This is a genomic window from Actinacidiphila sp. bgisy145, from assembly GCF_057708125.1.
The window spans coordinates 79576-103550 of record NZ_JBYIRL010000033.1 but is presented as its reverse complement, the minus strand read 5'-3'; the positions used below and the strand labels follow the sequence as shown (position 1 = coordinate 103550).

General features: G+C 72.9%; 23 protein-coding genes. 13 read left to right on the top strand and 10 right to left on the bottom strand.

Annotation, left to right across the window (positions count from 1 at the left end; translation table 11 throughout):
• Genes AC3ERT_RS26950 through ctaC form a run of 3 tightly spaced genes read right to left on the bottom strand, consistent with a single transcriptional unit; the run spans window position 1 to window position 3127 of the window.
• Window positions 1-399, bottom strand: a complete 399-nt coding sequence (locus AC3ERT_RS26950; RefSeq protein ID WP_335974061.1) for a cytochrome c oxidase subunit 4 — start codon at window positions 397-399, stop codon at window positions 1-3.
• On the bottom strand, window positions 396-2138 hold the full coding sequence (gene ctaD / locus AC3ERT_RS26945) for an aa3-type cytochrome oxidase subunit I (protein ID WP_435137521.1): 1743 nt from the start codon (window positions 2136-2138) through the stop codon (window positions 396-398). Before ctaD ends, AC3ERT_RS26950 begins: the two co-directional genes overlap by 4 nt.
• A complete protein-coding gene (gene ctaC, locus AC3ERT_RS26940) occupies window positions 2135-3127 on the bottom strand; it encodes an aa3-type cytochrome oxidase subunit II (protein ID WP_335974069.1) in 993 nt (330 codons plus the stop codon). Before ctaC ends, ctaD begins: the two co-directional genes overlap by 4 nt.
• A gap of 314 nt (window positions 3128-3441) precedes the next feature.
• On the opposite strand from ctaC, the gene AC3ERT_RS26935 reads away from it, so the two are divergent.
• On the top strand, window positions 3442-4929 hold the full coding sequence (locus AC3ERT_RS26935; protein ID WP_435177267.1) for a cysteine desulfurase/sulfurtransferase TusA family protein: 1488 nt from the start codon (window positions 3442-3444) through the stop codon (window positions 4927-4929).
• Between the two features lie 58 nt (window positions 4930-4987).
• Here AC3ERT_RS26935 and AC3ERT_RS26930 read toward each other — a convergent pair whose 3' ends face one another.
• Window positions 4988-5965 (bottom strand): carbohydrate kinase family protein, encoded by a 978-nt coding sequence (locus AC3ERT_RS26930; RefSeq protein WP_435137528.1) that lies wholly within the window; start codon window positions 5963-5965, stop codon window positions 4988-4990.
• A gap of 171 nt (window positions 5966-6136) precedes the next feature.
• Between AC3ERT_RS26930 and AC3ERT_RS26925 the strand changes: the two genes are divergently transcribed.
• Together AC3ERT_RS26925 and AC3ERT_RS26920 are read left to right on the top strand one after the other, a co-directional pair.
• Window positions 6137-6337, top strand: a complete 201-nt coding sequence (locus AC3ERT_RS26925; protein ID WP_335974082.1) for a hypothetical protein — start codon at window positions 6137-6139, stop codon at window positions 6335-6337.
• A 115-nt stretch (window positions 6338-6452) separates the two neighbouring features.
• Window positions 6453-8024, top strand: coding sequence for a hypothetical protein (locus AC3ERT_RS26920; RefSeq protein ID WP_435177265.1), 1572 nt, complete (start codon window positions 6453-6455; stop codon window positions 8022-8024).
• A 137-nt stretch (window positions 8025-8161) separates the two neighbouring features.
• Here AC3ERT_RS26920 and AC3ERT_RS26915 read toward each other — a convergent pair whose 3' ends face one another.
• Entirely contained in the window at window positions 8162-8515 is a 354-nt protein-coding gene (locus AC3ERT_RS26915; protein WP_202233220.1) for a HesB/IscA family protein, read from the bottom strand.
• A 249-nt stretch (window positions 8516-8764) separates the two neighbouring features.
• Here AC3ERT_RS26915 and nadA point away from each other — a divergent pair, with 249 nt between their 5' ends.
• Both nadA and AC3ERT_RS26905 read left to right on the top strand, forming a co-directional pair.
• Complete coding sequence (nadA, locus tag AC3ERT_RS26910) at window positions 8765-9958, top strand: quinolinate synthase NadA (protein WP_435137535.1); 1194 nt, start codon at window positions 8765-8767, stop codon at window positions 9956-9958.
• Window positions 9959-10030: 72 nt separating this feature from the next.
• A complete protein-coding gene (locus tag AC3ERT_RS26905; protein ID WP_435137538.1) occupies window positions 10031-10903 on the top strand; it encodes a GNAT family N-acetyltransferase in 873 nt (290 codons plus the stop codon).
• A 30-nt stretch (window positions 10904-10933) separates the two neighbouring features.
• On the opposite strand, the gene AC3ERT_RS26900 is transcribed toward AC3ERT_RS26905, so the two are convergent.
• On the bottom strand, window positions 10934-12025 hold the full coding sequence (locus AC3ERT_RS26900; protein WP_435177263.1) for a nicotinate-nucleotide--dimethylbenzimidazole phosphoribosyltransferase: 1092 nt from the start codon (window positions 12023-12025) through the stop codon (window positions 10934-10936).
• An 814-nt stretch (window positions 12026-12839) separates the two neighbouring features.
• Entirely contained in the window at window positions 12840-14066 is a 1227-nt protein-coding gene (locus tag AC3ERT_RS26895) for a bifunctional adenosylcobinamide kinase/adenosylcobinamide-phosphate guanylyltransferase (protein ID WP_435177261.1), read from the bottom strand.
• Window positions 14067-14301: 235 nt separating this feature from the next.
• On the opposite strand from AC3ERT_RS26895, the gene AC3ERT_RS26890 reads away from it, so the two are divergent.
• Entirely contained in the window at window positions 14302-14550 is a 249-nt protein-coding gene (locus AC3ERT_RS26890; protein WP_335984146.1) for a hypothetical protein, read from the top strand.
• 52 nt (window positions 14551-14602) lie between these two features.
• Here the strand turns inward: AC3ERT_RS26890 and AC3ERT_RS26885 are convergent, their stop codons facing one another.
• From AC3ERT_RS26885 to AC3ERT_RS26875, 3 genes are all read right to left on the bottom strand, one after another.
• Window positions 14603-15712 (bottom strand): S1C family serine protease, encoded by a 1110-nt coding sequence (locus tag AC3ERT_RS26885; RefSeq protein ID WP_335984145.1) that lies wholly within the window; start codon window positions 15710-15712, stop codon window positions 14603-14605.
• A gap of 132 nt (window positions 15713-15844) precedes the next feature.
• On the bottom strand, window positions 15845-16618 hold the full coding sequence (locus AC3ERT_RS26880; RefSeq protein WP_335984149.1) for a methyltransferase domain-containing protein: 774 nt from the start codon (window positions 16616-16618) through the stop codon (window positions 15845-15847).
• A 122-nt stretch (window positions 16619-16740) separates the two neighbouring features.
• A complete protein-coding gene (locus AC3ERT_RS26875; protein ID WP_335984144.1) occupies window positions 16741-17331 on the bottom strand; it encodes a DUF3043 domain-containing protein in 591 nt (196 codons plus the stop codon).
• Window positions 17332-17526: 195 nt separating this feature from the next.
• On the opposite strand from AC3ERT_RS26875, the gene AC3ERT_RS26870 reads away from it, so the two are divergent.
• The 7 genes from AC3ERT_RS26870 to AC3ERT_RS26840 all read left to right on the top strand — a co-directional run bounded on the left by AC3ERT_RS26870 (window position 17527) and on the right by AC3ERT_RS26840 (window position 23911).
• A complete protein-coding gene (locus tag AC3ERT_RS26870; RefSeq protein WP_435137549.1) occupies window positions 17527-18321 on the top strand; it encodes a PspA/IM30 family protein in 795 nt (264 codons plus the stop codon).
• A gap of 33 nt (window positions 18322-18354) precedes the next feature.
• A complete protein-coding gene (gene pspAA / locus AC3ERT_RS26865; protein ID WP_435137552.1) occupies window positions 18355-18633 on the top strand; it encodes a PspA-associated protein PspAA in 279 nt (92 codons plus the stop codon).
• Between the two features lie 63 nt (window positions 18634-18696).
• Window positions 18697-20100 carry a sensor histidine kinase gene (locus AC3ERT_RS26860; RefSeq protein ID WP_435177259.1) on the top strand — a complete coding sequence of 468 codons (1404 nt, stop codon included), beginning with the start codon at window positions 18697-18699 and terminating at the stop codon, window positions 20098-20100.
• 10 nt (window positions 20101-20110) lie between these two features.
• The gene (locus tag AC3ERT_RS26855; protein ID WP_435137558.1) at window positions 20111-20827 is read left to right on the top strand and encodes a response regulator transcription factor; all 717 of its coding nucleotides are present in this window, start codon (window positions 20111-20113) and stop codon (window positions 20825-20827) included.
• 217 nt (window positions 20828-21044) lie between these two features.
• Entirely contained in the window at window positions 21045-22535 is a 1491-nt protein-coding gene (locus AC3ERT_RS26850) for an arabinofuranosidase catalytic domain-containing protein (RefSeq protein WP_435137561.1), read from the top strand.
• Window positions 22536-22636: 101 nt separating this feature from the next.
• On the top strand, window positions 22637-23533 hold the full coding sequence (locus tag AC3ERT_RS26845; RefSeq protein ID WP_435177257.1) for a hypothetical protein: 897 nt from the start codon (window positions 22637-22639) through the stop codon (window positions 23531-23533).
• A 120-nt stretch (window positions 23534-23653) separates the two neighbouring features.
• A complete protein-coding gene (locus AC3ERT_RS26840) occupies window positions 23654-23911 on the top strand; it encodes a hypothetical protein (RefSeq protein ID WP_435177255.1) in 258 nt (85 codons plus the stop codon).
• Window positions 23912-23975 lie beyond the last annotated feature (64 nt).

Here is a 23975-nt window from a genome sequence, read left to right as displayed (position 1 = left end):
TTACTGGGTGCGGTCCTCACCGTGGTAGTACTCGAAGACCCAGCCCCACACGCCGATCAGTATCACCGGCAGTGCGAAGAAGATCAGCCACCAGCCGAAGATGATGCCGAGGAAGGCGAGGCTGCCGCCGACGGCCAGCGCGAGCGGCTGCCAGCTGTGCGGGCTGAAGAAGCCCAGTTCGCCCGCGTCGTCCGCGACGTCGGCGTCCTCCCGGTCCTGGGCGCCGGTGTCGGCCCGCCGGGCGGTGAACGCCAGGTAGAAGCCGACCATGGTGCACAGCGCGAAGGCCATGAACAGCGCCGTGGTGCCGGCCGCTTCCTTGGACCACAGGCCGTAGACGATCGCCGACGCCAGGATGAAGACGGCGAAGCCCAGGAACATCTTGCCTTGGACCTTCACTTGCCGGCCTCCGTCTCATCCGCACCGGACAGCGCCGGGGCCGGTGCAGCGCCGTGGGAGAGCGCGTCCAGAGCGGCGATCTCCGGGTGGTGCAGGTCGAACGCCGGGGATTCGGAGCGAATCCGGGGCAGCGTGAGGAAGTTGTGCCGCGGCGGCGGGCAGGAGGTCGCCCACTCCAGCGAACGGCCGTAGCCCCACGGGTCGTCGACCTCGACCTTCTTGCCGTACTTCGCCGTCTTCCAGACGTTGTAGAGGAACGGCAGGATCGACAGGCCGAGCAGGAAGGAGCTGATCGTGGAGACGGTGTTCAGCGTGGTGAAGCCGTCCGCCGCGAGGTAGTCCGCGTAGCGGCGCGGCATGCCCTCGACACCCAGCCAGTGCTGGACGAGGAAGGTGCCGTGGAAGCCGAAGAACAGCGTCCAGAAAGTGATCTTCCCCAGCCGCTCGTCGAGCATCTTGCCGGTCATCTTCGGCCACCAGAAGTGGAAGCCGGCGAACATCGCGAACACCACGGTGCCGAAGACGACGTAGTGGAAGTGCGCGACCACGAAATACGAGTCCGAGACGTGGAAGTCCAGCGGCGGCGCCGCCAGGATCACACCGGTCAGACCACCGAAGGTGAAGGTGATCAGGAAGCCGATGGACCACAGCATCGGGGTCTCGAAACTCAGTGAGCCCTTCCACATGGTGCCGATCCAGTTGAAGAACTTCACCCCGGTCGGTACCGCGATCAGGAAGGTCATGAAGGAGAAGAACGGCAGCAGCACACCGCCGGTGACGTACATGTGGTGCGCCCACACCGTCACGGAAAGGCCCGCGATGGAGATCGTCGCGGCGACCAGGCCGATGTAGCCGAACATCGGCTTGCGGCTGAAGACCGGGATGACCTCGGAGATGATGCCGAAGAACGGCAGCGCGATGATGTACACCTCTGGGTGGCCGAAGAACCAGAAGAGGTGCTGCCACAACAGGGCGCCGCCGTTGGCCGCGTCGAAGACGTGCGCACCGAACTTTCTGTCCGCTTCGAGACAGAGCAGCGCCGCCGCGAGCACCGGGAAGGCGAGCAGCACGAGCACCGCGGTCAGCAGCACGTTCCAGCAGAAGATCGGCATCCGGAACATCGTCATGCCGGGCGCGCGCATGCAGATGATCGTGGTGATGAAGTTGACCGCGCCGAGGATCGTGCCGAAGCCGGAGAGCGCCAGACCCATGATCCACATGTCGGCGCCGACACCGGGCGAGTTCACCGCGTTGGACAGCGGCGAGTACGCGAACCAGCCGAAGTCGGCCGCGCCCTGCGGGGTGACGAAGCCGCCCACCGCGATGAGCGAGCCGAAGAGGTAGAGCCAGTAGGCGAACATGTTCAGCCGCGGGAACGCCACGTCGGGCGCGCCGATCTGCAGCGGCATGATCCAGTTGGTGAAGCCCGCGAACAGCGGTGTCGCGAACATCAGCAGCATCACGGTGCCGTGCATCGTGAACGCCTGGTTGAACTGCTCGTTGGACAGGATCTGGTTGCCCGGACGCGCCAGCTCGGCCCGCATCAGCAGTGCCAGGACGCCGCCGATCAGGAAGAAGGCGAACGACGTCACCAGGTACATGGTGCCGATGGTCTTGTGGTCGGTGGTGGTGAGCCATGACACCGACATCGAGCCGGGCTTCTTGACCCGGGCCGGGATTTCGTCCTCGTAGGAGTCGTCGGCCTCCGCCGCTCCCTGAGGTTCGTTGAGAATGCTCATGTGGTCTTGGGCTCCGAGTTCTTCGCGTTGCCCGTGGTGGCAATGCCCGACGGCAGGAAACCGGTCTGACCCTTTGCCGCCAGGTCCTTGAGGTGCTGCTCGTACTGCGCCGGCGTGACCACCTTGACGTTGAACAGCATCCGGGAGTGGTCGACACCGCAGAGCTCGGCGCACTTGCCCTTGAAGTCACCGAGGCGGCTCGGCGTGACCTGGAAGTCGTTGGTCTGGCCTGGCACGACGTCCATCTTCATCAGGAAGGGGACGACCCAGAAGTCGTGGATGACGTCACGCGAGGTCAGCACGAACCGGACGGTCTCGCCCTTGGGCAGCCACAGGGTCGGCCCCGGCAGCCCGGTGTCGGGGTCCTTCGAGGCCGCGGTGCCGACGTCGTAGACGCCTTCCTCGCCCGGCTGCCAGTCGAGCTTGTTCTGCGGGATCTCGGAGATCTCCGAGGGCACCTTCGCCGGCGTCGCGGCGTTGCCGTCCACGTTCTCCAGGTAGTTGAAGCCCCAGCTCCACTGGAACCCGACCACGTTGATCACGTGCTGCGGCTTCTTCGAGGTGTCCAGCAGCTTCGACTCGTCCCGCGCGGTGAAGTAGAACAGCACCGCGATCACCAGGATCGGGACGATCGTGTAGAAAGCCTCGATCGGCATGTTGTAACGCGTCTGCGGAGGGACCTCGACCTTGGTCCGGCTGCGCCGGTGGAAGATCACGCTCCACAGGATCAGGCCCCAGACCAGTACGCCGGTCGCCAGTGCGGCGGCCCAGGAGCCCTGCCAGAGGGAGAGGATTCGCGGTGCCTGTTCCGTCGCCGGGGTGGGCATACCGAGGCGGGGGAAGTCCTTGTAGGAGCAACCGGTTGCGGTTGCCAGGACCAGGCCCGCGGCCAGCGCCCGCGGCAGCCATCGCCGCACCGGGCGCCGCGACAATGGGGTACCTCCCACGCCGTCCTGGCCGTGGGGGAGGTCGGAGCCGTTGGGACTCACGTAGCGCCTTCCCGAGAGTCTCGCCCGCGCGTCCCGGGTGTTCCGGCCGTCTGTTGGTCGGTCGGCCCGAGCGCGGGCGCGTAGGTGTGGATGTTTATGCGGCACAAACCCTACTGGACGCTATTTGGAGTCTCGCGGGGAGGGGGGCCAACGCGCCGGGGCGCTCCCCGAAGGGATGGATAAGGGGTGGATCGCGTGCGGATGACGTGCGGTCCGGATCGGGGCGCGGGCCCGGAGTGCCGTCCGGCGCAGCCGTTCTGACGCCGCGCCGAACCGCGCCCTTTTGCGGCGGACCAGCGTTGTAGCGTGCTGCGGTGCCCTACTTCGACGCGGCGTCCGCCGCTCCCCTGCACCCGGTGGCGCGGCAGGCGCTGCTCGCCGCGCTCGACGAGGGATGGGCCGATCCGGCCCGGCTGTACCGCGAGGGGCGGCAGGCGCGGCTGCTGCTGGACGCGGCGCGCGAGGCCGCCGCGGAGGCGGTCGGCTGCCGCGCCGACGAGCTGGTGTTCACTCCTTCGGGTACCCGGGCGATCCACTCGGCGGTGTCGGGGGCGGCCGCGGGGCGGCGCCGGGCCGGCCGCCGGGTGGTGGTGTCGGCGGTGGAGCACTCGGCGGTGCTGCACGCGGCGGAGGCCGTCGCGGGGGAAGGGACCGTACAGGTCGGGGTGGATCGGACGGGGCGGGTGGACCCGGCGCGGTTCGCGGCGGCGCTCACCAGCGGGGCCGGGTCTGGGACTCGGGCCGGGTCCGGGACTGGGGCCGGGGCGGGCGGTGGCACGGCGCTGGCCGCGCTCCAGTCGGCCAACCACGAGGTGGGCACCCTCCAGCCGGTCGCGGAGGTCGCCGACGCGTGCCGCGCGGCCGGGGTGCCGCTGCTGGTGGACGCGGCGCAGTCGCTGGCGTGGGGCCCGGTGGAGGGTGCGTGGTCGCTGCTGGCGGCGAGCGCGCACAAGTGGGGCGGGCCGCCCGGCGTGGGGCTGCTGGCGGTCCGCAAGGGCACCCGCTACGCGCCCCAGGAGCCCGCGGACGAGCGGGAGTCGGGCCGGTCGCCCGGCTTCCAGAACCTCCCGGCGATCGTGGCCGCGGCCGCGTCGCTGCGGGCGGTGCGCGCGCAGGCGGAGGCGGAGGCGGCCCGGCTGTCGGCGCTGGTGGACCGGATCAGGGCCCGGGTGCCGCGGCTGGTGCCCGACGTGGAGGTGGTCGGCCACGACCGGCTGCGCCTGCCGCACCTGGTGACCTTCTCCTGCCTGTACGTCGACGGTGAGGCGCTGCTGACCGGTCTGGACCGGGCGGGCTTCTCGGTCTCCTCGGGCTCCTCCTGCACCTCCAGCACGCTGACGCCCAGCCATGTGCTCAAGGCCATGGGGGTGCTGTCGGAGGGGAACGTGCGGGTGTCGCTGCCCGCCGGCACCGCCGAGGCCGACGTGGACCGCTTCCTCGACGCGCTGCCCGGGGTGGTGGCCGAGGTGCGCGCCCACCTGGACGCGCCGACCACCGTGGGCGGCAAGGGCGTTGGCCCGGTGGAAGCCGGCGGCGACAGCGGCGGGGACAGCGGGCCGGGCGCCCTCCCCGCGGACGAGGGGCTGGTCGTGGACTCGCTCGGCAAGCGCTGCCCGATCCCGGTCATCGAACTCGCCCGGGTGATCGGCGACGTGCCGGTCGGCGGCCTCGTCACGGTGCTGTCCGACGACGAGGCCGCGCGGCTGGACATCCCCGCCTGGTGCGAGATGCGCGCGCAGGAGTACGTCGGCGAGCGCCCCGCCGAGCGCGGCACCGCCTACCTGGTGCGGCGCCGCGGCTGAGCGGGGCGCTTCGGCCCGCTCCCCTCGCGGCTACGCGCGGAGGAGTCGGGGGACGGGGTCAGGCGCCGATGTGCGCGCGCACCTCGTCGGCGGCGGTGTCGCCGTACGCCTTCGCGAAGCGCTCCATGAAGTGGCCGCGGCGCAGTTCGTACTCCTGGGTGCCGAGGGTCTCGATCACCAGGGTGGCGAGCATGCAGCCGATCTGGGCGGCGCGCTCCAGGCCGACGCCCCAGGCCAGGCCGGACAGGAACCCGGCGCGGAAGCCGTCGCCGACGCCGGTCGGGTCGACCTTCGCCTCTTCCTGCGCGCAGCCGACCACGATGTCCGGCCGGCCCTTGCGCTCGATCCGCACGCCCTTGGCGCCGAGGGTGGTGACGCGGTTCTCCACCCGGTCCAGGATCTCCGCGGCGCTCCAGCCGGTCTTGGACTCGATCAGCCCGGCTTCGTACTCGTTGTTGAACAGGTAGGCGGCGCCCTCGACCAGCACCCGGATGTCGTCGCCGTTCATCCGGGCGATCTGCTGGGAGAAGTCGGCGGCGAAGGGGATGGACCGGGTCCGGCACTCCTGGGTGTGGCGGATCATCGCCTCGGGGTCGTCGGCGCCGATGGAGACCAGGTCCAGGCCGCCGATCCGCTCGGCGACGTGCTGGAGCTCGATCAGCCGCGCCTCGCTCATCGCACCGGTGTAGAAGGAGCCGATCTGGTTGTGCTCGGAGTCGGTGGTGCAGATGAAGCGCGCGGTGTGCAGCACCTCGGAGATCCGCACCGAGTCGGTGTCCACGCCGTGCCGCTCGAGCCAGGACCGGTACTCGGCGAAGTCGGTGCCCGCCGCGCCGACCAGGATCGGCTTGGTGCCCAGCTGGCCCATGCCGAAGCAGATGTTGGCCGCGACCCCGCCGCGCCGCACGTCCAGCGCGTCGACGAGGAACGACAGCGACACCGTGTGGAGCTGGTCCGCGACGAGCTGATCGGCGAACCGTCCGGGGAAGGTCATCAGGTGGTCGGTGGCAATTGATCCGGTGACGGCGATGCGCACGACAGTGGCTCCCTGAAAGACGGCGTTTGGGGACCCTAACGCTACAGGGGGCGCCGCCCCGGGCGGCTCGGACGGCGATATCCCCGGGACGGCGGCGAACCGCTCGGCACCTCCCGAAACTACCGGTTGGTAGACCTTTGTCCGGCGGGCGAACGTGCCTAGGGTCGAAGTATGAGCACTCCCCGTACCACTCCGTACACGGAGAACCCCGAGAGCATGGCCGAGCTGCTCGGCGACTGCCACCGCACCGCGGCGCACTGGAAGGCCGCGGCGCCGGCGGGTCCGCGGCCCGAGCCGGTGCGCCCGCCGGGCATCCACGTCCCGCCGACGTCGGTCGCCGCCGTACGGGAGATGGGCGAGTACGGGGCCTGACGGCGCGGGCGCGGCGGGCCCCGCTGACCCGGCCCTCACCCGAACGGTGGAACCGCTTCGCGCCCCGCCACGTCACAGGTGCACCTGACGGTCGAGAGAGCCGAAGGAGCACCCAGTGAGCAAGGAACGCGACGACGGCGCCACCGAAAGCACCGCCCCGGGCCCGGGCGACGCGGAGCACAAGGCCGAGGCGCAGCACCCGGCCGAGGCGGAACACCGGGCGGAACACCTGGTCGAGGCAGCACACCCGGTCGGCGCCGGGGACATGGCAGCAGCGGATCACCCGGACCGCGGTGAGCGGCCCGCCCGCAAACCGCGGTGGGCGGTCGCGGCGGTCGTGGCGGCCGTCCTGGTGGCCGGGGGCGGCGGCGCCTGGTGGGCGACGGCGGCGGGCGGAGGCGGCAGCACCGCCTCGACCCCGCTGCGGATCGACGGACCGGTGGGCGTGGCCTCCTCCACCTCCGACGGCGGCTCGGGCCCCTACCACCTGACCGGCACCCTGCCGAAGGGCCCGCAGAAGGCCGCGGTATACGCCCCGTCCGGCAGCGTGGCGCGCGCGGACGCGGCGCGCCTGGCCGGGCTGCTCGGGCTGTCCGGCGGCGTGCGGTCGGAGAACGGTTCATGGCGGGCGGGGGCGGCGGCCGGCGCCGACGCGCCGTCGCTGGTGGTGAGCAAGGCCGCGCCGGGCACCTGGTCGTACTCCGCGGGCGGCACGCCGACGACCGGTACCCGCGGCGGCGGTTCGGACGCCTCCCCGGTGCCGGCGGCGAAGGCGAAGGCGGTGGCCGCGCCGGTGCTGAAGGGGCTCGGCCTGTCCGGCGCGAAGGTGGACGCCTCCACCGCGGTCGGCGCGATCCGGACGGTGACCGCGGACCCGGTGGTCGGCGGCGCACCGACGCACGGCTGGACCACCTCGCTCCAGATCGGCGCGGACGGGCGGATCGGCAACGGCTTCGGCCGGCTGTCGGACCTGGCGAAGGGCGACACGTACCCGGTCGTCAGCGCCGCGACCGCGCTGAAGGAGCTGAACTCCTCGACCACGATCATGCACCCGGGCGCCGTCAACGGCGGCGCGGTGACCCGCTCCGGCACCGCGGGGGCCTCAGGGAGCGCGGGGACCACCGGGACCCTGCCGGGCGGCGGCACCGAGCAGCGGACGGAGGTGCGCGGTGCGACCTTCGGCCTCGCGCTCCAGTACGTGGCGGGCGTCCAGACGCTGGTGCCGGCCTGGCTCTTCACCACCGCGCCGGAGGGGGCGACGCGCACCTCGGTGGTGGCGCAGACCGCGGTCGACCCGCGCTACATCACCAGCGGCGTCCCGTCGAGCACGCCGCCGTCCGGGGCGACGTCCCCGACGCCGTCGGTGAACCCGGGCGGACCGATCCTGCCCACCCCGACGGGCCCGACCGGCTCGACCGGCCGGACCGTGCACCGCGTGCCGGTGCAGTCGTACACCGTCTCCGGCCGCACCCTCACGCTGGTCTACGAGGGCGGCGGCTGCGACACGTACAAGGCGTCGGCGAGCGAGAGCGGCGACCAGGTGCGGGTGTCGGTGGTCGCGACGCCGAAGAGCGGGGTGTGCCCGATGTTCGTCACGTCCCTGCACCAGACGGTGACGCTGACGGCGCCGCTGGGCAGCCGCACGGTGGTGGACGCCTCGAACGGCCAGTCGCTCAGCGGCCGCTGACCTCTCGCCGGCACCCGCCACCAGGACCGGCCGGGCGGCTGCCGCGGCCGGCCGGACAGGACGAAGCGGCGGCGCCCATGGGGGGTGCCGCCGCTTCTGGGGTCCTCAGCCGGGCCCCGCGGGGCCCGGCCGGCGACTCAGTGGAAGGAGTCGCCGCAGGCGCAGGAGCCCGTGGCGTTCGGGTTGTCGATCGTGAAGCCCTGCTTCTCGATGGTGTCCACGAAGTCGATGGAGGCGCCGCCCAGGTACGGGGCGCTCATCCGGTCGGTGACGACCTTGACGCCGTCGAAGTCCTTCACCACGTCGCCGTCGAGGGCGCGCTCGTCGAAGAACAGCTGGTAGCGCAGGCCCGAGCAGCCGCCGGGCTGGACGGCGACCCGCAGCGCGAGGTCCTCGCGGCCCTCCTGCTCAAGCAGGCTCTTGACCTTGGCGGCGGCAGCGTCGGACAGGAGGATGCCGTCCGTCGTGGTGGTCTCGTCCTGAACCGTCATGTGCTTCACTCCCGGGTTGTACGGACTGCTGGCTGTCGATGACTAACCGACGCCGTTTCGGATTCATTCCGGGTCCGCGGCGACTTGTTCCTCACTCGTCCCCCCATCGTCGCACACGCCCGCTGAATGCCCAGCGGTATGCGTCACACTGACGAAACGGGCATCGTCAACCTGACGCGAACCGGTTATGATAGATAGCGTCAAGTAGACGAAAAGGTCTGCGCGCTGCGAAGAAAGGGCTACGGGCCCGTGACCACCACACAAACGCCGACTGACCGGACCGACCCGCTGGACGTCCGGCCCACGCCGCTCGCCCTGCTGCTGCTCGGGCGGGAGTCCGACCCGCGCAGCGAGCGCGGCGTCGACTGCCCCGGCGACCTGCCCGCGCCGTCCGACCCCGACCTGGTGGCACGTGCCCGGGCCGCCAAGGCGCGGCTGGGCGAGCGGGTCTTCGTCCTCGGCCACCACTACCAGCGCGACGAGGTCATCGAGTTCGCCGACGTCACCGGCGACTCCTTCAAGCTCGCCCGCGACGCGGCCGCCCGGCCCGACGCCGAGTACATCGTCTTCTGCGGCGTGCACTTCATGGCCGAGTCCGCGGACATCCTCACCTCGGACCGCCAGCAGGTGATCCTCCCCGACCTCGCGGCCGGCTGCTCGATGGCCGACATGGCCACCGCCGAGCAGGTCGCCGAGTGCTGGGACGTGCTCGCCGACGCCGGTGTCGCCGGCACGACCGTCCCGGTGGCATACATGAACTCCTCCGCGGACATCAAGGCCTTCACCGGCCGGCACGGCGGCACCATCTGCACCTCGTCCAACGCGCGGCGCGCGCTGGAGTGGGCGTTCGAGCAGGGCGAGAAGGTGCTCTTCCTGCCCGACCAGCACCTCGGCCGCAACACCGCGGTCCGCGACATGGGCCTGTCCCTCGACGACTGCGTGGTCTACAACCCGCACAAGCCCGGCGGCGGGCTGACCGCCGAGCAGCTGCGCGCGGCGAAGATGATCCTGTGGCGCGGGCACTGCTCGGTGCACGGGCGCTTCTCGCTGGAGTCGGTGGAGGACGTGCGGGCCCGTATACCCGGGGTCAACGTCCTGGTGCACCCCGAGTGCAAGCACGAGGTCGTCACCGCCGCGGACCACGTCGGCTCCACCGAGCACATCATCAAGATGCTCGACGAGGCGCCCACGGGCTCCGCGTGGGCGCTGGGCACCGAGCTCAACCTCGTGCGCCGGCTGGCCGCCGCCCACCCCGACAAGCAGATCGTCTTCCTCGACAAGACCGTCTGCTTCTGCTCCACCATGAACCGCATCGACCTGCCGCACCTGGTCTGGACGCTGGAGTCGCTGGCCGACGGCAAGCCGGTCAACCGCATCCAGGTCGACCCCGAGACCGAGCACTTCGCCAAGGCCGCACTGGAGCAGATGCTCGCCCTGCCGTAACCGCCCCCGCGTAACGCGCCTGTCCGGCACGGAAGTTGTACCGGCGCCCGCTCGTCGTCGCATGATGGAACGGTGATTCTTCGCCCCGTACGCGACGACGAGCAGGACGCCGAGGTCGTACGGGAGGTCGCGGCGGCCGCGTTCGGCGTGCCGCGGTCCCTGGACGGCGGGCAGGCGACGGACGAGGCCGCGCGGACCGCCCGGCAGCACAGCCGCGTCCGGCACCTGGCCCGCAGCGACCCCGGCGGCTGCTGGATCGTCGAGGACGAGACCGCCGGGCCGGTCGGCGCGGTGCTGTCCGCGCGGCGCGAGGGCACCTGGTCGCTGTCGCTGCTCGCGGTCGTGCCCGGCGCGCAGGGCAAGGAGGTCGGCAAGGCGCTGCTGGCCCGCGCCCTGCACTACGGGCGGGCGTGCCTGCGCGGCATCGCGTGCGCGCCGGGCGACCCGGTGGCCGCGCGCACCCTGCGCCGGGCCGGGCTGACCCTGCATCCGACGCTGCGGCTGTCCGGGCCGGTGGACACCGCCGGGCTCGATCCGCTGGACGGCGCCGTCCACCAGGGCTCGGCACGCCACCGCGACCTGATGGACTCCGTGGACCGGCGCACCCGGGGCGGCGCGCACGGGCCCGACCACGAGGAACTGCTGCGGCACAACGCGCTGTTCGTCGTGGACGACCTCGCGGGCAGCGGCTACTGCTACGCCCGCGCCGGGCATGTGGAGGCGCTCGCGGCGACCTCCCGGCGGCTGGCCACCCGCCTGCTCACCGCCGCGCTCGTCGCCACTCCCCCGGGCGGCTCGGCCCGTGTCACCCACGTCAACGCCGAGAGCCAGTGGGCGCTCGACGTCGCCGTCGCGGCGGGGCTGGCCATATCCAACGACGGCTTCCTGTGCCTGCGGGGGCTTCGTCCGCCCGAACTGGCCGTCTTCTCCCGTACGTTGCCGTGACCGGCGCCCCCCGGTGAGGCGCGCCGTCCCTCAACCGGCGGACGGGGCCTGTTCGTCGGGGGTCTGCTCGCCGGAGGTCCGTCCGTCAGGGGTGAGCCCGGCGGAGAGCGCCGCGGCGGCCTGGAGGAGGGGCAGGGCCATCAGGGACCCGGCGGCTCCCCCGACGGCCACCGCGCGGTCCAGGAGCGGTTCCAGGGACACCCGGTCCAGCGCCTTGGCCTGCCCGGCCTCACCGGTGGCGGCGCCGGCCACCCACCAGTCGGGTGCCCGGAAGGCGACGCGCTGCGCGACCAGCGCACAGGCCGCGCCGACCACCCCGTCCAGGACGACCGGCAGCTTCCGCACCGCGGCCTGGAGCAGGAACCCGGTGATCGCGGCGAAGTCGGCGCCGCCGACCGCGCCGAGCAGCGCCAGCTGATCCCCCAGCACCGGCCGCGCCCGGCGCAGCCCGTCCCGGATCGCGGCGCACTTGCGCATCCACGCGAGGTCGTCGATGCCGGACCCGCGCCCGGTCACGACGGAGGCGTCCGTACCGCAGAGCGCGGCGATCAGCACGCCCGCGGCCGTGGTGCCGCCGACGCTGAGGTCCCCCAGGAGCACCAGGTCCGTGCCGGAGTCGGCCTCCTCGTCGGCCAGCGCCAGCCCGGTACGGAACGCCTTCTCCGTCTCCTCCGGGGTCAACGCGTCCTCGATGTCGAGGCGGCCCGAGCCGCGCCGCACCCGGTGGGCGGTGACCGCGGCGGGCAGCTCCGCCGGGTCGCAGTCCACCGCCATGTCGATCAGGCGCAGTTCCGCGCCGTACTGCCGGGCCAGGATCGCGGCGGGCGAGATGCCCTCCAGCGCGGCCCTGACCAGCTCCACGGTGCTGCCCGCCGGGCGGGCCGACACCTCGAGCCCGGCCACTCCGTGGTCGGCCGCGAACACCAGTGCCCGGGGGCGGACGATCGGCCGCGCCACCGGTGTGCCCTGCACCGCGGCGAGCCAGTCGGCCAGTTCGGCCACCCGGCCCAGGCCGCCGGACGGTCGCACCAGACCGCTCCAACGTTCCTGCGAGTCCCGACGCACGCCCGCGTCCGGCCGCTCCACCAGGGCCCCGAAGTCGTCCAACTCAATCCCACTCACCCGCCGAACAGTACCGGTCCGCTGCGCTCGGCCGCGCGGACCCTCCACGGTCCCCTGTCCCCCGGTCCCGGGACCACCTCCCGGTGGGTGGGGTCCCCTCCGCGGGGTGCGCTCGCTGGGCCCCCGGACCACCCCGGCAGGTGGGTGCCCCTCCGGCGCGGTGCGCTCGGCGAATAGCGGGACCACCTCCCGGTGGGCGGGTACCCCTCCGCGGGGTGCGATCGGTGGGTACCGGGATCTTGACGGTGCGTCGTGGCCGGTCGCGCAGTTCCCCGCGCCCCTGGGCTCGCTCGGCCCTCCCCGCGGACCCTCCACGGTCCCCTGTCCCCCGGTCCCGGGACCACCTCCCGGTGGGTGGGTACCCCTCCGCGGGGTGCGATCGGTGGGTGCCGGGATCTTGACGGTGCGTCGTGGCTGATCGCGCAGTTCCCCGCGCCCCTGGGTCTGCTCGGCGCTTCCCGCGGGAGAAGGGTGCGCCCCGGAGGGGCGCGGGGAACGGCGCGCGCAACAGGCCACCGGCCTGCGGCCGGGAGGCGGTCCGCGGCCCCGGCGGCGAGTAGCCGAAGGGGCGCGGGGAACTGCGCGACAAGCCACCGCGAACCGCAAGGTCCCGTAGCCCCGCGGACGGGGCAACCCGGGGGAACCCACCCACCAGCAGGCAGGCCCGGCACCCACCGAACACACCACCCCGGAAGGGGAACCCACCCACCGGCAGGCGGGCGCGGCACCCACCGAACACACCGCCCCGGAGGGGGACCCGCCCACCGGGAGGTGGTCGCGGGGCGGACGGGGCGGGGGAGCCCGGGGGATGGGGTTACCGCAGAGGCATCGACATTCCGGCGACGGTGAGGAGGACGTGGTCGGACTCGGCGGCGACGGCGGCGTTGAGGCGGCCGAGGGCGTCGCGGAAGCGGCGCCCGGAGGCGGTCGGGGGGACGACGCCGGAGCCGACTTCGTTGGAGACGGCGACGACGGTGCGGCGGGTGGCGCGCCAGGCGGCGCGCAACGCGTCGATACGGGCCCCGACGGAGTCGCCCGCATGCTCGCGCCAGTTCTGGTCGTCCCAGGCGCCGGCCTCGTCCATGACGTGGGTGAGCCACAGGGAGAGGCAGTCGATGAGCAGGGGCGGCCCGGAGCCGTCCGCGAGCAGCGGCAGCAGGTCGCAGGTCTCGGCGGTGCGCCAGGCGGCGGGCCGCCGCTCGCGGTGGGCGGCGACGCGTTCGGCCCACTCGGCGTCGCCGTCGCGGGTGCCGCCGGTGGCGACGTAGAGGACGTCGGGGAAGGCGGCGAGGCGGCGTTCGGCCTCGGCGGACTTGCCGGAGCGGGCACCGCCGAGGACGAGGGTGCGCCGGGGCAGGTCGGGCACGTGGCGGTAGTCCCCGACGGTGAGGGTGGTGCCGTCGGGCACCGCGCGGGCGCCGAGCGCGGCGAGGCGGCGGTCCAGTTCGGGCCCGGGCGGCGCCTCGTGCCCGAGGTGCACCGCGACGACGTCCGTCGTCCCGGCCACCGCGCCGGCCGCACGCAGCCGCGCGAGGGCGTCGGGCCGCCCGACGACGTCGAGCAGCACCAGGTCGTACGGCGCGGCGGCCGCGCCCTCCACCCCGTGGTTGCCGTTGTCCGCCAGGCCCGCGGGGGCGCACCCGGGCGGCAGGTAGAGCGCGCGCAGCCCGTCCGGCGACTCGACCTCGTACCCGGTGCCGAGGGCGTCGGTCGCCACAGCCCGCACCCGGTGCCCGGTGAGCACCGGCAGCTCCCGCCCGTCGGGCACCCGGGCGGGCGCGGGCAGGCCCGGGGGGATCTCGACCGGCGGACCGTCGTGCGGGTGGGACAGCAGGACGAGGCGCAGCCCGCCCAGGGTCCGTCCGGCGCGGGCCGCGGCGAGCGCGACGCCGGGCAGGAGGTCGAGCAGCACCGCACCGTCGACGAGCACCGACGTGGCGCCGCGTGCCCCGTCCCCTGTGGCGAGGGCGCAGACGGCGCAGGGGCAGTCGGGCACCGGCAGGCCGTCGGGTCCGCCGGTGCCGAGCAGAGTCAGTTCCACGGCACGATCGTCTCGTGCCTGCCGGGCCCGGGCGCGCGGGGGCCGTCCAAGCGGCTGCCGGGGGCCGCGCCGGACATGGCGCCGGGGGCTGCGCCGGGAGCCGGGAGCCCTGCCGACTTGGGGGCGCCCTCTCGACGGCTCCGGGACGCGCTGGAAGGATCATCGGTGCCCCGGCGAATCGTGCCTATACGCTTCCTGGGCACTGTTCTCCCATTCCCGGACCGAGGAGCAGCACATGGCGTGGACGTGGCGGTTCGAGGCGGCTGACGGCTCCGAGGTGGAGCCTTCGGTGGAGCCGGAGGAGTTCACCACTCAGGGCGACGCCGAGTCGTGGGTCGGCGAGGTCTGGAAGGAGCTCGCCGCCGGCGGTACCGAGCAGGTCACCCTCTTCGAGGACGGCACGCGCGTCTACGGCCCCATGAGCCTGGCGGCCGCCGACGCCGAGCCCGACCCGGCGCCCGCGCCCGACCCGGAGGAGTCCTGACGTCCTGACGCCCTGAGGGGCGCGGGCGCGGAGGGCCGGCGCGGGCGGCAGGTCAGCTCAGCGATCCGAGGGTGACCTGGACGCTCTTGGTGGCGGTGTCCCGCACATAGGTGACCGTGGCCTTGTCGCCGGGCTTGAGTCCGGCCAGCACCTCGGTGAGCGACTGCACCGTGGTGATCGACGTCGACCCGACCTTGGTGATGACGTCGCCGGCCTTGAGCCCGGCCTTGGCCGCGGCGCCGCCGTTCGTCACGCTGACGATCGCGACGCCGGCCGGCTGGGAGTCCAGGCCGACGACCCCGCGGACGGTCACGCCGAGCGCGGCCCGCCCGGAGTCGGTGACCTTCCCGTTCTTGATGATCTGGTCGGCGATCCGCTTGACCGTCGAGGAGGGGATGGCGAACCCGATGCCGGGCGCCGCGCCGCTGCCCAGCTGCGGGTCGGTGGCGGCGAGGGTCGGGATGCCGACCACCTGGTTGTCGAGGTTGACCAGCGCGCCGCCGCTGTTGCCGGGGTTGATCGCCGCGGAGGTCTGCACCATGTCGGGGATGGTGGCGCCGGTACCGCCGCCGGAGCTGCCGGAGCCGCCCTCGCTGACGGTGCGGCCGGTCGCGGAGACGATGCCCTGGGTGACGCTGCTGGACAGGCCCAGCGGGTTGCCCATGGCGAGCACGATCTCCCCGACCGCCGCGGTACCGCCGGGCGCGAAGGTGGCCGGCTTGAGGCCGCTGGGCACCGAGGAGAGCCGGATGACGGCGAGGTCGCTCGCGGGGTAGGACGACACGAGCTTGGCGGCCAGCGGGCTGCCGCCGGTGGCGAGGGACACCTCGAAGGAGGTGGCGTTCCCGATGACGTGCGCGTTGGTGACGATGTCGCCCTTGCTGTCGTAGACGACGCCGGAGCCGAGGTCCTGCTTGGTGGTGATCTGCACGACCGAGGGCAGCACGTTCTTCACGGTGCTCTGATAGGCGCTCTGGAGGCTGTCGGACGACCCGGCCCTGTCCACCGCGGCCTTGGCGGCGGGTGCCTGGGCGCCGGAGTCGGACGCGGTACCGGACGGGCCGCACCCGGCGGCGAGCAGCACGGCGGCGCAGGCCGCGGCGGTACCGGTGGCGGGCAGCAGGAGGCGGCGGCGGGGGCGGTCGTTGCGCGATCGACTCATGTCGGAATTGTCGCTTTCGCCGCACCGCGCGGCGCGGCCCGGACCGCCAATCGGGTCGTACGACCGGTGGCACCCGCCAGGTCAGGTCCCGTGCCGGATCAGGCCCCGCACCCGGTCAGGCCCCGCACCCGGTCAGCCGCGGACGCCGCACAGGTGCAGCAGCGCCGCCACCGAGCGGTACGGGTCGGTGCGGCCGGCCCGCTCCTCCGCCGCGATCAGCAGTTCCATCTCCTGCGGGTCGGCCGGGCCCGCCGCCTGGTCGGGCACGGTGTCGGTGAAGACCCGCACCCCGTACCAGGCGCGCAGCGGCACCCCGATGCCCTCCAGCACCGCGGTCAGCGCCGCGCGGCGGTCGGCGCGGGTACTCAGGCCCAGCCGGTTGGTGTAGGCGTCGGAGCCGAAGGCGCCCAGCGCGGCGCCCCAGTCCCCGAACAGGCCCGGGCGCATGGCGAGCGCGTCGCCGTTGCGCACCAGCAGGCTCAGCATGCCGCCGGGGGTGAGCACCCGGGCGAGCGCGGCGAGCAGTGGCTCGGGGTCGGCGACGTACATCAGCACGCCGTGGCAGAGCACCACGTCGAAGCAGGCCGGGCCGAAGTGCCGGCCGGTCTCGCGGCCGTCGCCGCGCAGCACCACGAACCGCTCGCGGACGTCGGCGGGCTCGGCCGCCACCGTGTGCCGCAGCGCGGCCAGCATCGACGGATCGGACTCCAGCCCGGTCACGAGGTGGCCGAGCCGGGCCAGCCGCAGCGACTGGGTGCCCTGGCCGGGGCCGATGTCCAGCACCCGCAGCCGGCGCCGGGCGTGCGCGCCGGGCGACTGCGGGAAGCACGCGGCCAGCTGCTCGTCCAGCTGCCGGGCGACCAGCTCCTGGCGGACGGTGTTCCGCAGTCCGCCGAGCCCGGCCAGCCAGCTGCCCGCGCCGCCCGCGAAGCCGCCGGCGCCGGGCCGGACGCCTGGCACACCGGCGCCGGACGCGGCGCCGCCGTAGCCGTAGTCGTCGTAGTCCGCCGGGCCCCCGTGCCCCCCGGTCAGAGTTTGGTGCCGCGGCTGACCTGCGGCTTCGGCAGCCGCAGCCGCCGCATCTGGAGCGTACGCATCAGGCCGTAGGCCACCGCGCCCTTGGTGTTCTTGCCCTCGAAGCGGCGCCGCAGCTGGCGGCGCAGCAGCACGCTGGTCACCACCGAGTCGATCACGATCGCGACGATCACGACCAGCCACAGCAGCAGCGACAGGTCCTGCATCGAACCGGCGACGCTCAGCACCAGGATGACCACCGCGAGCGGCAGGAAGAACTCCGCGACGCGGTAGCGGGAGTCGACGTAGTCCCGGACGAACTTGCGCACCGGGCCCTTGTCGCGCGGCGGCAGGTACCGCTCGTCGCCCCCGGCCAGCGCCTGGCGCTGCTTGGCCATGTCCGCCCGGCGGGAGTCGCGCGCCTGCCGGGCCGCGGATTTGCGGTCGGTGGGCGTGGTCACCGCCTTGCGGCGCTGGCTCTGGGCCTCGCTGCGCTTGGGCGTGGGCCGGCCCTTGGGGGCCTGGGGGTCACGCGGCTGGTCCTCCAGCAGCGCCGTGGTGCTGGCGCTCTGGGACTGCTCATCTTGGGAACGACGTCGGAACACAACTCCAAGGTTACGTGCTCCCGGCGCCGCACCCCAGCCCCTCACCTACTCCTTGGGCGCTAGGTCGCCGAACCGTGATCGTCCCTGGGGATGAGCACATCCGGTCCCGAACAGTGCGGTAATGGAACCGAGGCCCGTAGGCTGGTGTCTGTAGACGTGCTGGAGCAGTTGCCGAGAAGGGGGCGCGCGAGGCCCATGAGCGGTGTCATGAAGCGGATGGGAATGATCTTCCGCGCGAAGGCCAACAAGGCCCTGGACCGGGCCGAGGACCCGCGCGAGACCCTCGACTACTCGTACCAGAAGCAGCTCGAACTGCTGCAGAAGGTGCGCCGCGGGGTCGCCGACGTGGCCACGTCCCGCAAGCGGCTGGAGTTGCAGCTCAACGAGTTGCAGAAGAAGTCGTCCACCTACGAGGACCAGGGCCGCAAGGCGCTCGCGCTCGGCCGGGAGGACCTGGCCCGTGAGGCGCTCTCGCGCCGGTCCGCGCTCCAGCAGCAGGTCACCGACCTGGAGACGCAGCACACGCAGCTCCAGGGCGAGGAGGAGAAGCTCACGCTCGCCTCCCAGCGGCTCCAGGCCAAGGTGGACGCCTTCCGGACGAAGAAGGAGACCATCAAGGCCACCTACACCGCCGCCCAGGCGCAGACCCAGATCGGCGAGGCCTTCTCCGGCATCTCCGAGGAGATGGGCGACGTCGGCATGGCGATCCAGCGGGCCGAGGACAAGACCGAGCAGCTGCGCGCGCGGGCCGGCGCCCTCGACGAGCTGATGGCCTCCGGCGCCCTGGACGACCCGAGCGGCCTGGGCAAGGACGACCTCCAGGCGGAGCTGGACCGGCTCTCCGGCGGCAGCGATGTCGAGCTGGAGCTCCAGCGGATGAAGGCCGAGCTGGCCGGCGGCAGCAGCAGCACCCCGGCGATCGAGGGCGGCCAGAACGGCCAGGGCGCCCAGGGCCAGCCCCAGGACCGGCCCCGGTTCGACAAGCAGTAGGCACTGGACCGCACCGTCACGGAGGAGGCCGTCATGATCGTACGGATCATGGGGGAGGGCCAGGTGCGGGTGGACGAGTCCCACCTCACCGAGCTCAACACGCTCGACAACGAACTGCTCGCCGCCGTCCAGTCCGGCGACGAGCCCGCTTTCCGCCGCACCCTGGGCGCCCTCCTCGACGGCGTCCGCGGCTTCGGCGAGCCCCTTCCCGACGACGCCCTGCTCCCCTCCGAGCTCATCCTCCCCGCCCCCGACGCCACCCTGGAGACGGTCCGCGCCATGCTCGACGACGACGGCCTCATCCCCGGCTGACCAGGGACGGCGGGCCGGCGGGGGCGGCCTGGCACCCAGGTGGCGGGGTTACCGTTGCTAACCGTGCAGTACCCATCGGGAGTCCTCGCACCGTGGCAGTGGCTGCGGGCGCACCACAGCACGGCCGACGCCGCTCTCGCGTCGGCCGTGTTCGTGCTGATCCTGCTGAGCAGCGTCCTCGGCTCGGACACCTACCAGCTGACCGCGGTCGACGTCGGCCTCGCCGCGCCCGCGTGCGCGTCGCTGTGCCTGCGCCGCACCGCACCGTGGTCGGTGCTCGTCTTCACCTGCGCGCTGTCCGCGCTGTTCATCGCGCTGCGCCCGGCTGACGGCCGGGTCCCGGTGATCCTCGCGGCGGCGATGGCGCTGTACACGGTCGCGGCCAGGACCGACCGCCACACCACGTGGCTGACCGGGCTCGCGGTGTGCGTCGGCCTGACGGCGCTGGCGATGTCCTTCGGCAACGGCCCCTGGTACGGCCAGGCGAACTTCGCGGTCTTCGCCTGGACCGGGATGGCCGCCGCGGCCGGTGACGCCGTCCGCAGCCGCCGCGCGTACATCACCGCGATCAAGGAGCGCGCCGAGCGGGCCGAGCGCAGCCGGGAGCAGGAGGCGCGGCGGCGGGTCGCGGAGGAGCGGATGCGGATCGCCCGCGAGCTGCACGATGTCGTCGCCCACCACATCGCGCTGGTCAATGTGCAGGCGGGGGTGGCCGCGCACGTCATGGACTCGCGTCCGGACCAGGCCAAGCAGGCCCTCGCCCACGTCCGGGAGGCCAGCCGGACCGCACTGGCCGAACTGCGCACCACCGTGGGGCTGCTGCGGCAGTCCGGCGAGCCCGAGGCGCCGATGGAGCCCGCGCCGGGCCTGGCGGTGCTCGACCAGTTGCTGGACGGCTTCCGGCGGGCGGGGCTGCGCGTCACCGTCGAGTGCGACGGCCACGAGCGCCCCGGGCCGGACGGCGAGGAGCCGGCCGCGCTGCCCGCGTCGGTGGACCTGACCGCCTACCGGGTGATCCAGGAGTCGCTGACGAACGTGCAGAAGCACGCCGGCCCGCGGGCAGGCGCGGTGGTGCGGATCAGCCGGGCCGACGGCGAGCTGCGGGTCGTGGTCGACGACGACGGCGCGCCGGAGGCCGCGGCCGGGGCGCCGCCGCTGTTCGGCGGGCCGCTGCCGGAGCCGGAGGGCGGCGCGGGGCGGGAGCGGGCGGAGCGCGACCGTACGGGGCGGGAGCGTACGGCCGCGGCCCAGGACCGTACGGGGGCGGGTGCGGGTGCCGGTGCGGGTGCGGGTGCCGACTCCGGGGCCGGCTCCGGCGGCGGGCACGGGCTGCTCGGCATGCACGAACGCGCCTCGGCGCTCGGCGGGGTCTGCCGCACCGGCGCCCGGCCCGGCGGCGGCTTCCGGGTGTCGGTGCGGCTGCCGCTGGCGGTGCCCCCGCACGGGTCCGCGGCGCCGTCCCCGTAACCTGACCGGTATGGCGCTCCCTCCCGATCACCCGGCACCGCCCGCGCCCGAGACGGTGAAGGTGCTGATCGCCGACGACCAGGCACTGCTGCGGGGCGCGTTGCGCGTCCTGGTGGAGTCCGAGCCGGACATGGCCGTGGTGGGCGAGGCGGCGGACGGCGCCGAGGCGGTGCTGCTGGCGCGGGCCGAGCGGCCGGACGTGGTGCTGATGGACATCCGGATGCCGGGCACCGACGGGATCGCGGCCACCCGGGAGATCGTCGCCGACCCCTCGCTCGCCGGTACCGCGGTACTGGTGCTGACCACCTTCGAGGCGGACGAGTACGTGGTGCGGGCGATCCTGGCCGGGGCCTCCGGGTTCCTCGGGAAGGGCGCGGAGCCGGACGAACTGCTCTGCGCGATCCGTACCGTGGCCAAGGGCGAGGCGCTGCTGTCCCCCGCCGCCACGAAGAGCCTGATCTCGCGGTTCGTCGCCCAGCAGCACGGCGCCGACGACGAGCCGCGCACCGTGCCGGGCATGGACACCCTCACCTCGCGGGAGCGGGAGGTGCTCGTCGAGGTCGCCGGCGGCCTGCCGAACGACGCGATCGCCGCCCGCCTCGGGGTCAGTCCGCTGACCGTCAAGACGCACATCAACCACACGATGGCCAAGCTCGCCGCCCACGACCGCGCGCAACTCGTCGTGGCCGCCTACGAGTCGGGGCTCGTCCGCCCCCAACGCCCCTGAGTTGCACCGGCGGTCCAGCAGTCCGGCCGACGGAAACCCACAGATTCGGACAGCTGATCGCGCTCCCAAAAAATGAAAGCAACAAATATTGACCGAACCAACCAGCGCGCGTACCTTCCGAGCGAGCCGTCAAGCGCCGCCGGGACGCACGTGAACTCGGCGGTCGGCGCGGCCTGTTGAAGCAAGCTCCACCACCCCCCACCTCCAGGAGCGAGCCATGCAAAGAGTCTCCGCCGCGCCCGCGGGACGCCGCCTCGTCCCACGGCTGCGCGCCGCCCTGATGTCGGCCGTCGCGGCCCTCGCACTCGTCCTCGGCGCGCTGATCGGCCTGCCGGGCACGGCCGCGCACGCCGCCGGCTCGCTGCCGTGCGACATCTACGCCGCCGCCGGCACCCCCTGTGTCGCCGCGCACAGCACCACCCGCGCGCTGTTCGCCTCGTACAACGGCCCGCTGTACCAGGTGACACGCTCCTCCGACGGCGCCAAGACCGACATCGGCCTGCTCGCGCAGGGCGGTTACGCCAACGCGGCCGCGCAGGACAGTTTCTGCGCGGACACCACGTGCAGCATCAGCAAGGTCTACGACCAGACCTCGCGGCACAACGACCTCAACCCGGGTCCGGCCGGCACCGCCGGCAGCGCCGACCGCGGCGCGGACGCGAGCGAGCTGTCCGTCACCGCGGGCGGGCACAAGGTCTACGGCATCTGGATCTCGCCGGGTGTCGGCTACCGCTCCAACGGCGCCGCGTCCGGCACCGCCGTCAACGGCCAGGCCGAGGGCGCCTACATGGTGGCCAGCGGCACCCACGTCGGGTCCGACTGCTGCTTCGACTACGGCAACGCCGAGGCCACCGCCTCCGACACCGGCAACGGCCACATGGACGCCGTGTCCATCGCCACCACCTGCTACTTCTCGCCGTGCACCGGCTCGGGCCCCTGGGTCGAGGCGGACATGGAGAACGGCATGTTCCAGGGCGACAACGGCTCCAACACCGCCAACGCCGGGAACAGCAGCGCCTTCGTCACCGCGGTGCTGAAGAACAACGGGCAGACGACATACGCCCTGAAGGGCGGCAACTCCCAGTCCGGGGGCCTGTCGACATGGTGGAACGGGTCGCTGCCGACCAGAGGCGGCTACATGCCGATGCACCAGGAGGGCGGGATCATCCTGGGCACCGGCGGTGACAACAGCAACCGCAACAGGGGCACCTTCTTCGAGGGCGTGATGGTCTCGGGCTACCCGACCGACGCGGCCGAGAACGCGGTACAGGCGAACGTGGTGTCCGTCGGGTACTCCGGTGAGACGAACGTGCCCAACGGCAACCAGGGCAACATCATCGGCCCGGGCGGCCAGTGCGTGGACGTCGCGGCCGACGACACCGGGACGGACTACTCCGCGGTGCAGCTGTGGAACTGCCAGTCCTACGCCGAGGACCAGTTCTGGACCCACCACACCAACGGCTCGCTCAGCACGATCGGCCGCTGCCTCGACATCAACGGCAACGGCACGGCCAACGGCACCCAGGTCGAGCTGTGGGACTGCAACGGTGTCGGCGGCCAGGTGTGGCAGCAGCAGTCCGACGGGTCGCTGCTCAACCCGCAGTCCGGCCGCTGCCTCGACTCGCCCAGCGGCGCCACCGCCAACGGGACACGGCTCCAGATCTGGGACTGCAACGGCTCCGCGGCGCAGAAGTTCGCACTGCACTGACCGGAGCCTTTGAGCGGACGAATTGCCCGAATCGAAAGACCATGCGAAATACCGCCGGATAACCGTTTCCGCACAGGAACGGCCCGCTACGTTCTGTGCGCATGGTCACCTCGTCACATGAGGCGATGCACCGGATCTTCCAAGAGGACGCCGGCATCTTCGCCCGGACCTTCGACCGGCTCGGCCTCCCCTTGGCCGAGCCGGTCGCGGTCTCCCTGCTGTCGCCCGACGCCACCGAGCTCATGCCGGTCGAGCGCCGTATCGACACCCTCCTCCAGATCGACAGCGCCGACGGCGAGAGCTATCTGCTCGCCATCGAGTCCCAGCGACGCAAGGACGCCGGCAAGTGCGCCACTTGGGCGTACTACCTCAGCTACCTGCACACCAAGTACGGCAAGCCGGCGGTCCTCCTGGTCACCTGCCAGGACGAGCGGACGGCCCGCTGGGCCGAGGGGCCCTTCCACTACGGGATACCCCAGTGGCGCAGCATGACCGTGCGCCCCCTCGTGCTCGGCCCCCACAACGTCCCCGTCATCACCGACCCCGACGACGCCGTCCGCGACATCCCGCTCGCCGTCTTCTCCGCCATCACCCACGGTCACAGCCGCGACGCGGATACCATGTTGAAGGCACTGAGCTCCGCGCTCCGGACGCTCGACGACGACACCGCGACGATCTTCCGCGAACTCACCGAACTCGGCCTGGGCACCGGCCCGGCAGCACAGATTTGGAAGGACCTCATGGCCATCGACACCTCCTTCTTCCGTTCCGAGTCCGCCCAGAGGGTCATCGCGGAGAGCGAGGCAAAGGGCCTCGCGAAGGGCCTCGCGAAGGGCCTGTTCCTGCTCATCGAGTCCCGCCGGATCACCCTCGACGACGCCTCCCGCACGCGCATCTCCGAAAGCCGGGACCCCGAACTGCTGCGCGAATGGTTCCGCCGCGCGCTCACCGCGACGACGGCCGAGGAGATCTTCGCCGAGCAGCCCTCGAACGGCTGAAACCTCTCCGCAGTCCCAACAGTGGCCGTCTCCCCCGCGGGAGGCGGCCACACCACCGTTCGAGCGAGCACCGAACTCGGCCTGGGCGCAAGCCCGGCAGCAGAATTCCGGAAGGGCCTCATGGCCATCGACACCTCCTTCTTCCGTTCCGAGTCCGCCCAGAGGGTCATCGCGGAGAGCGAGGCAAAGGGCCTCGCGAAGGGCCGCGCGGAGGACCTGTTCCTGCTCATCGAGTCCCGCCGGATCACCCTCGACGACGCCTCCCGCACGCGCATCTCCGAAAGCCGGGACCCCGAACTGCTGCGCGAATGGTTCCGCCGCGCGCTCACCGCGACGACGGCCGAGGAGATCTTCGGCGAGGAACCCTTGGACGGGTGAACCCCCTGCGCGGTCCCGGCGGTGGCCGTCTTCCTTGGGGGGAGGCGGGCGCTGGGCTGGGCGG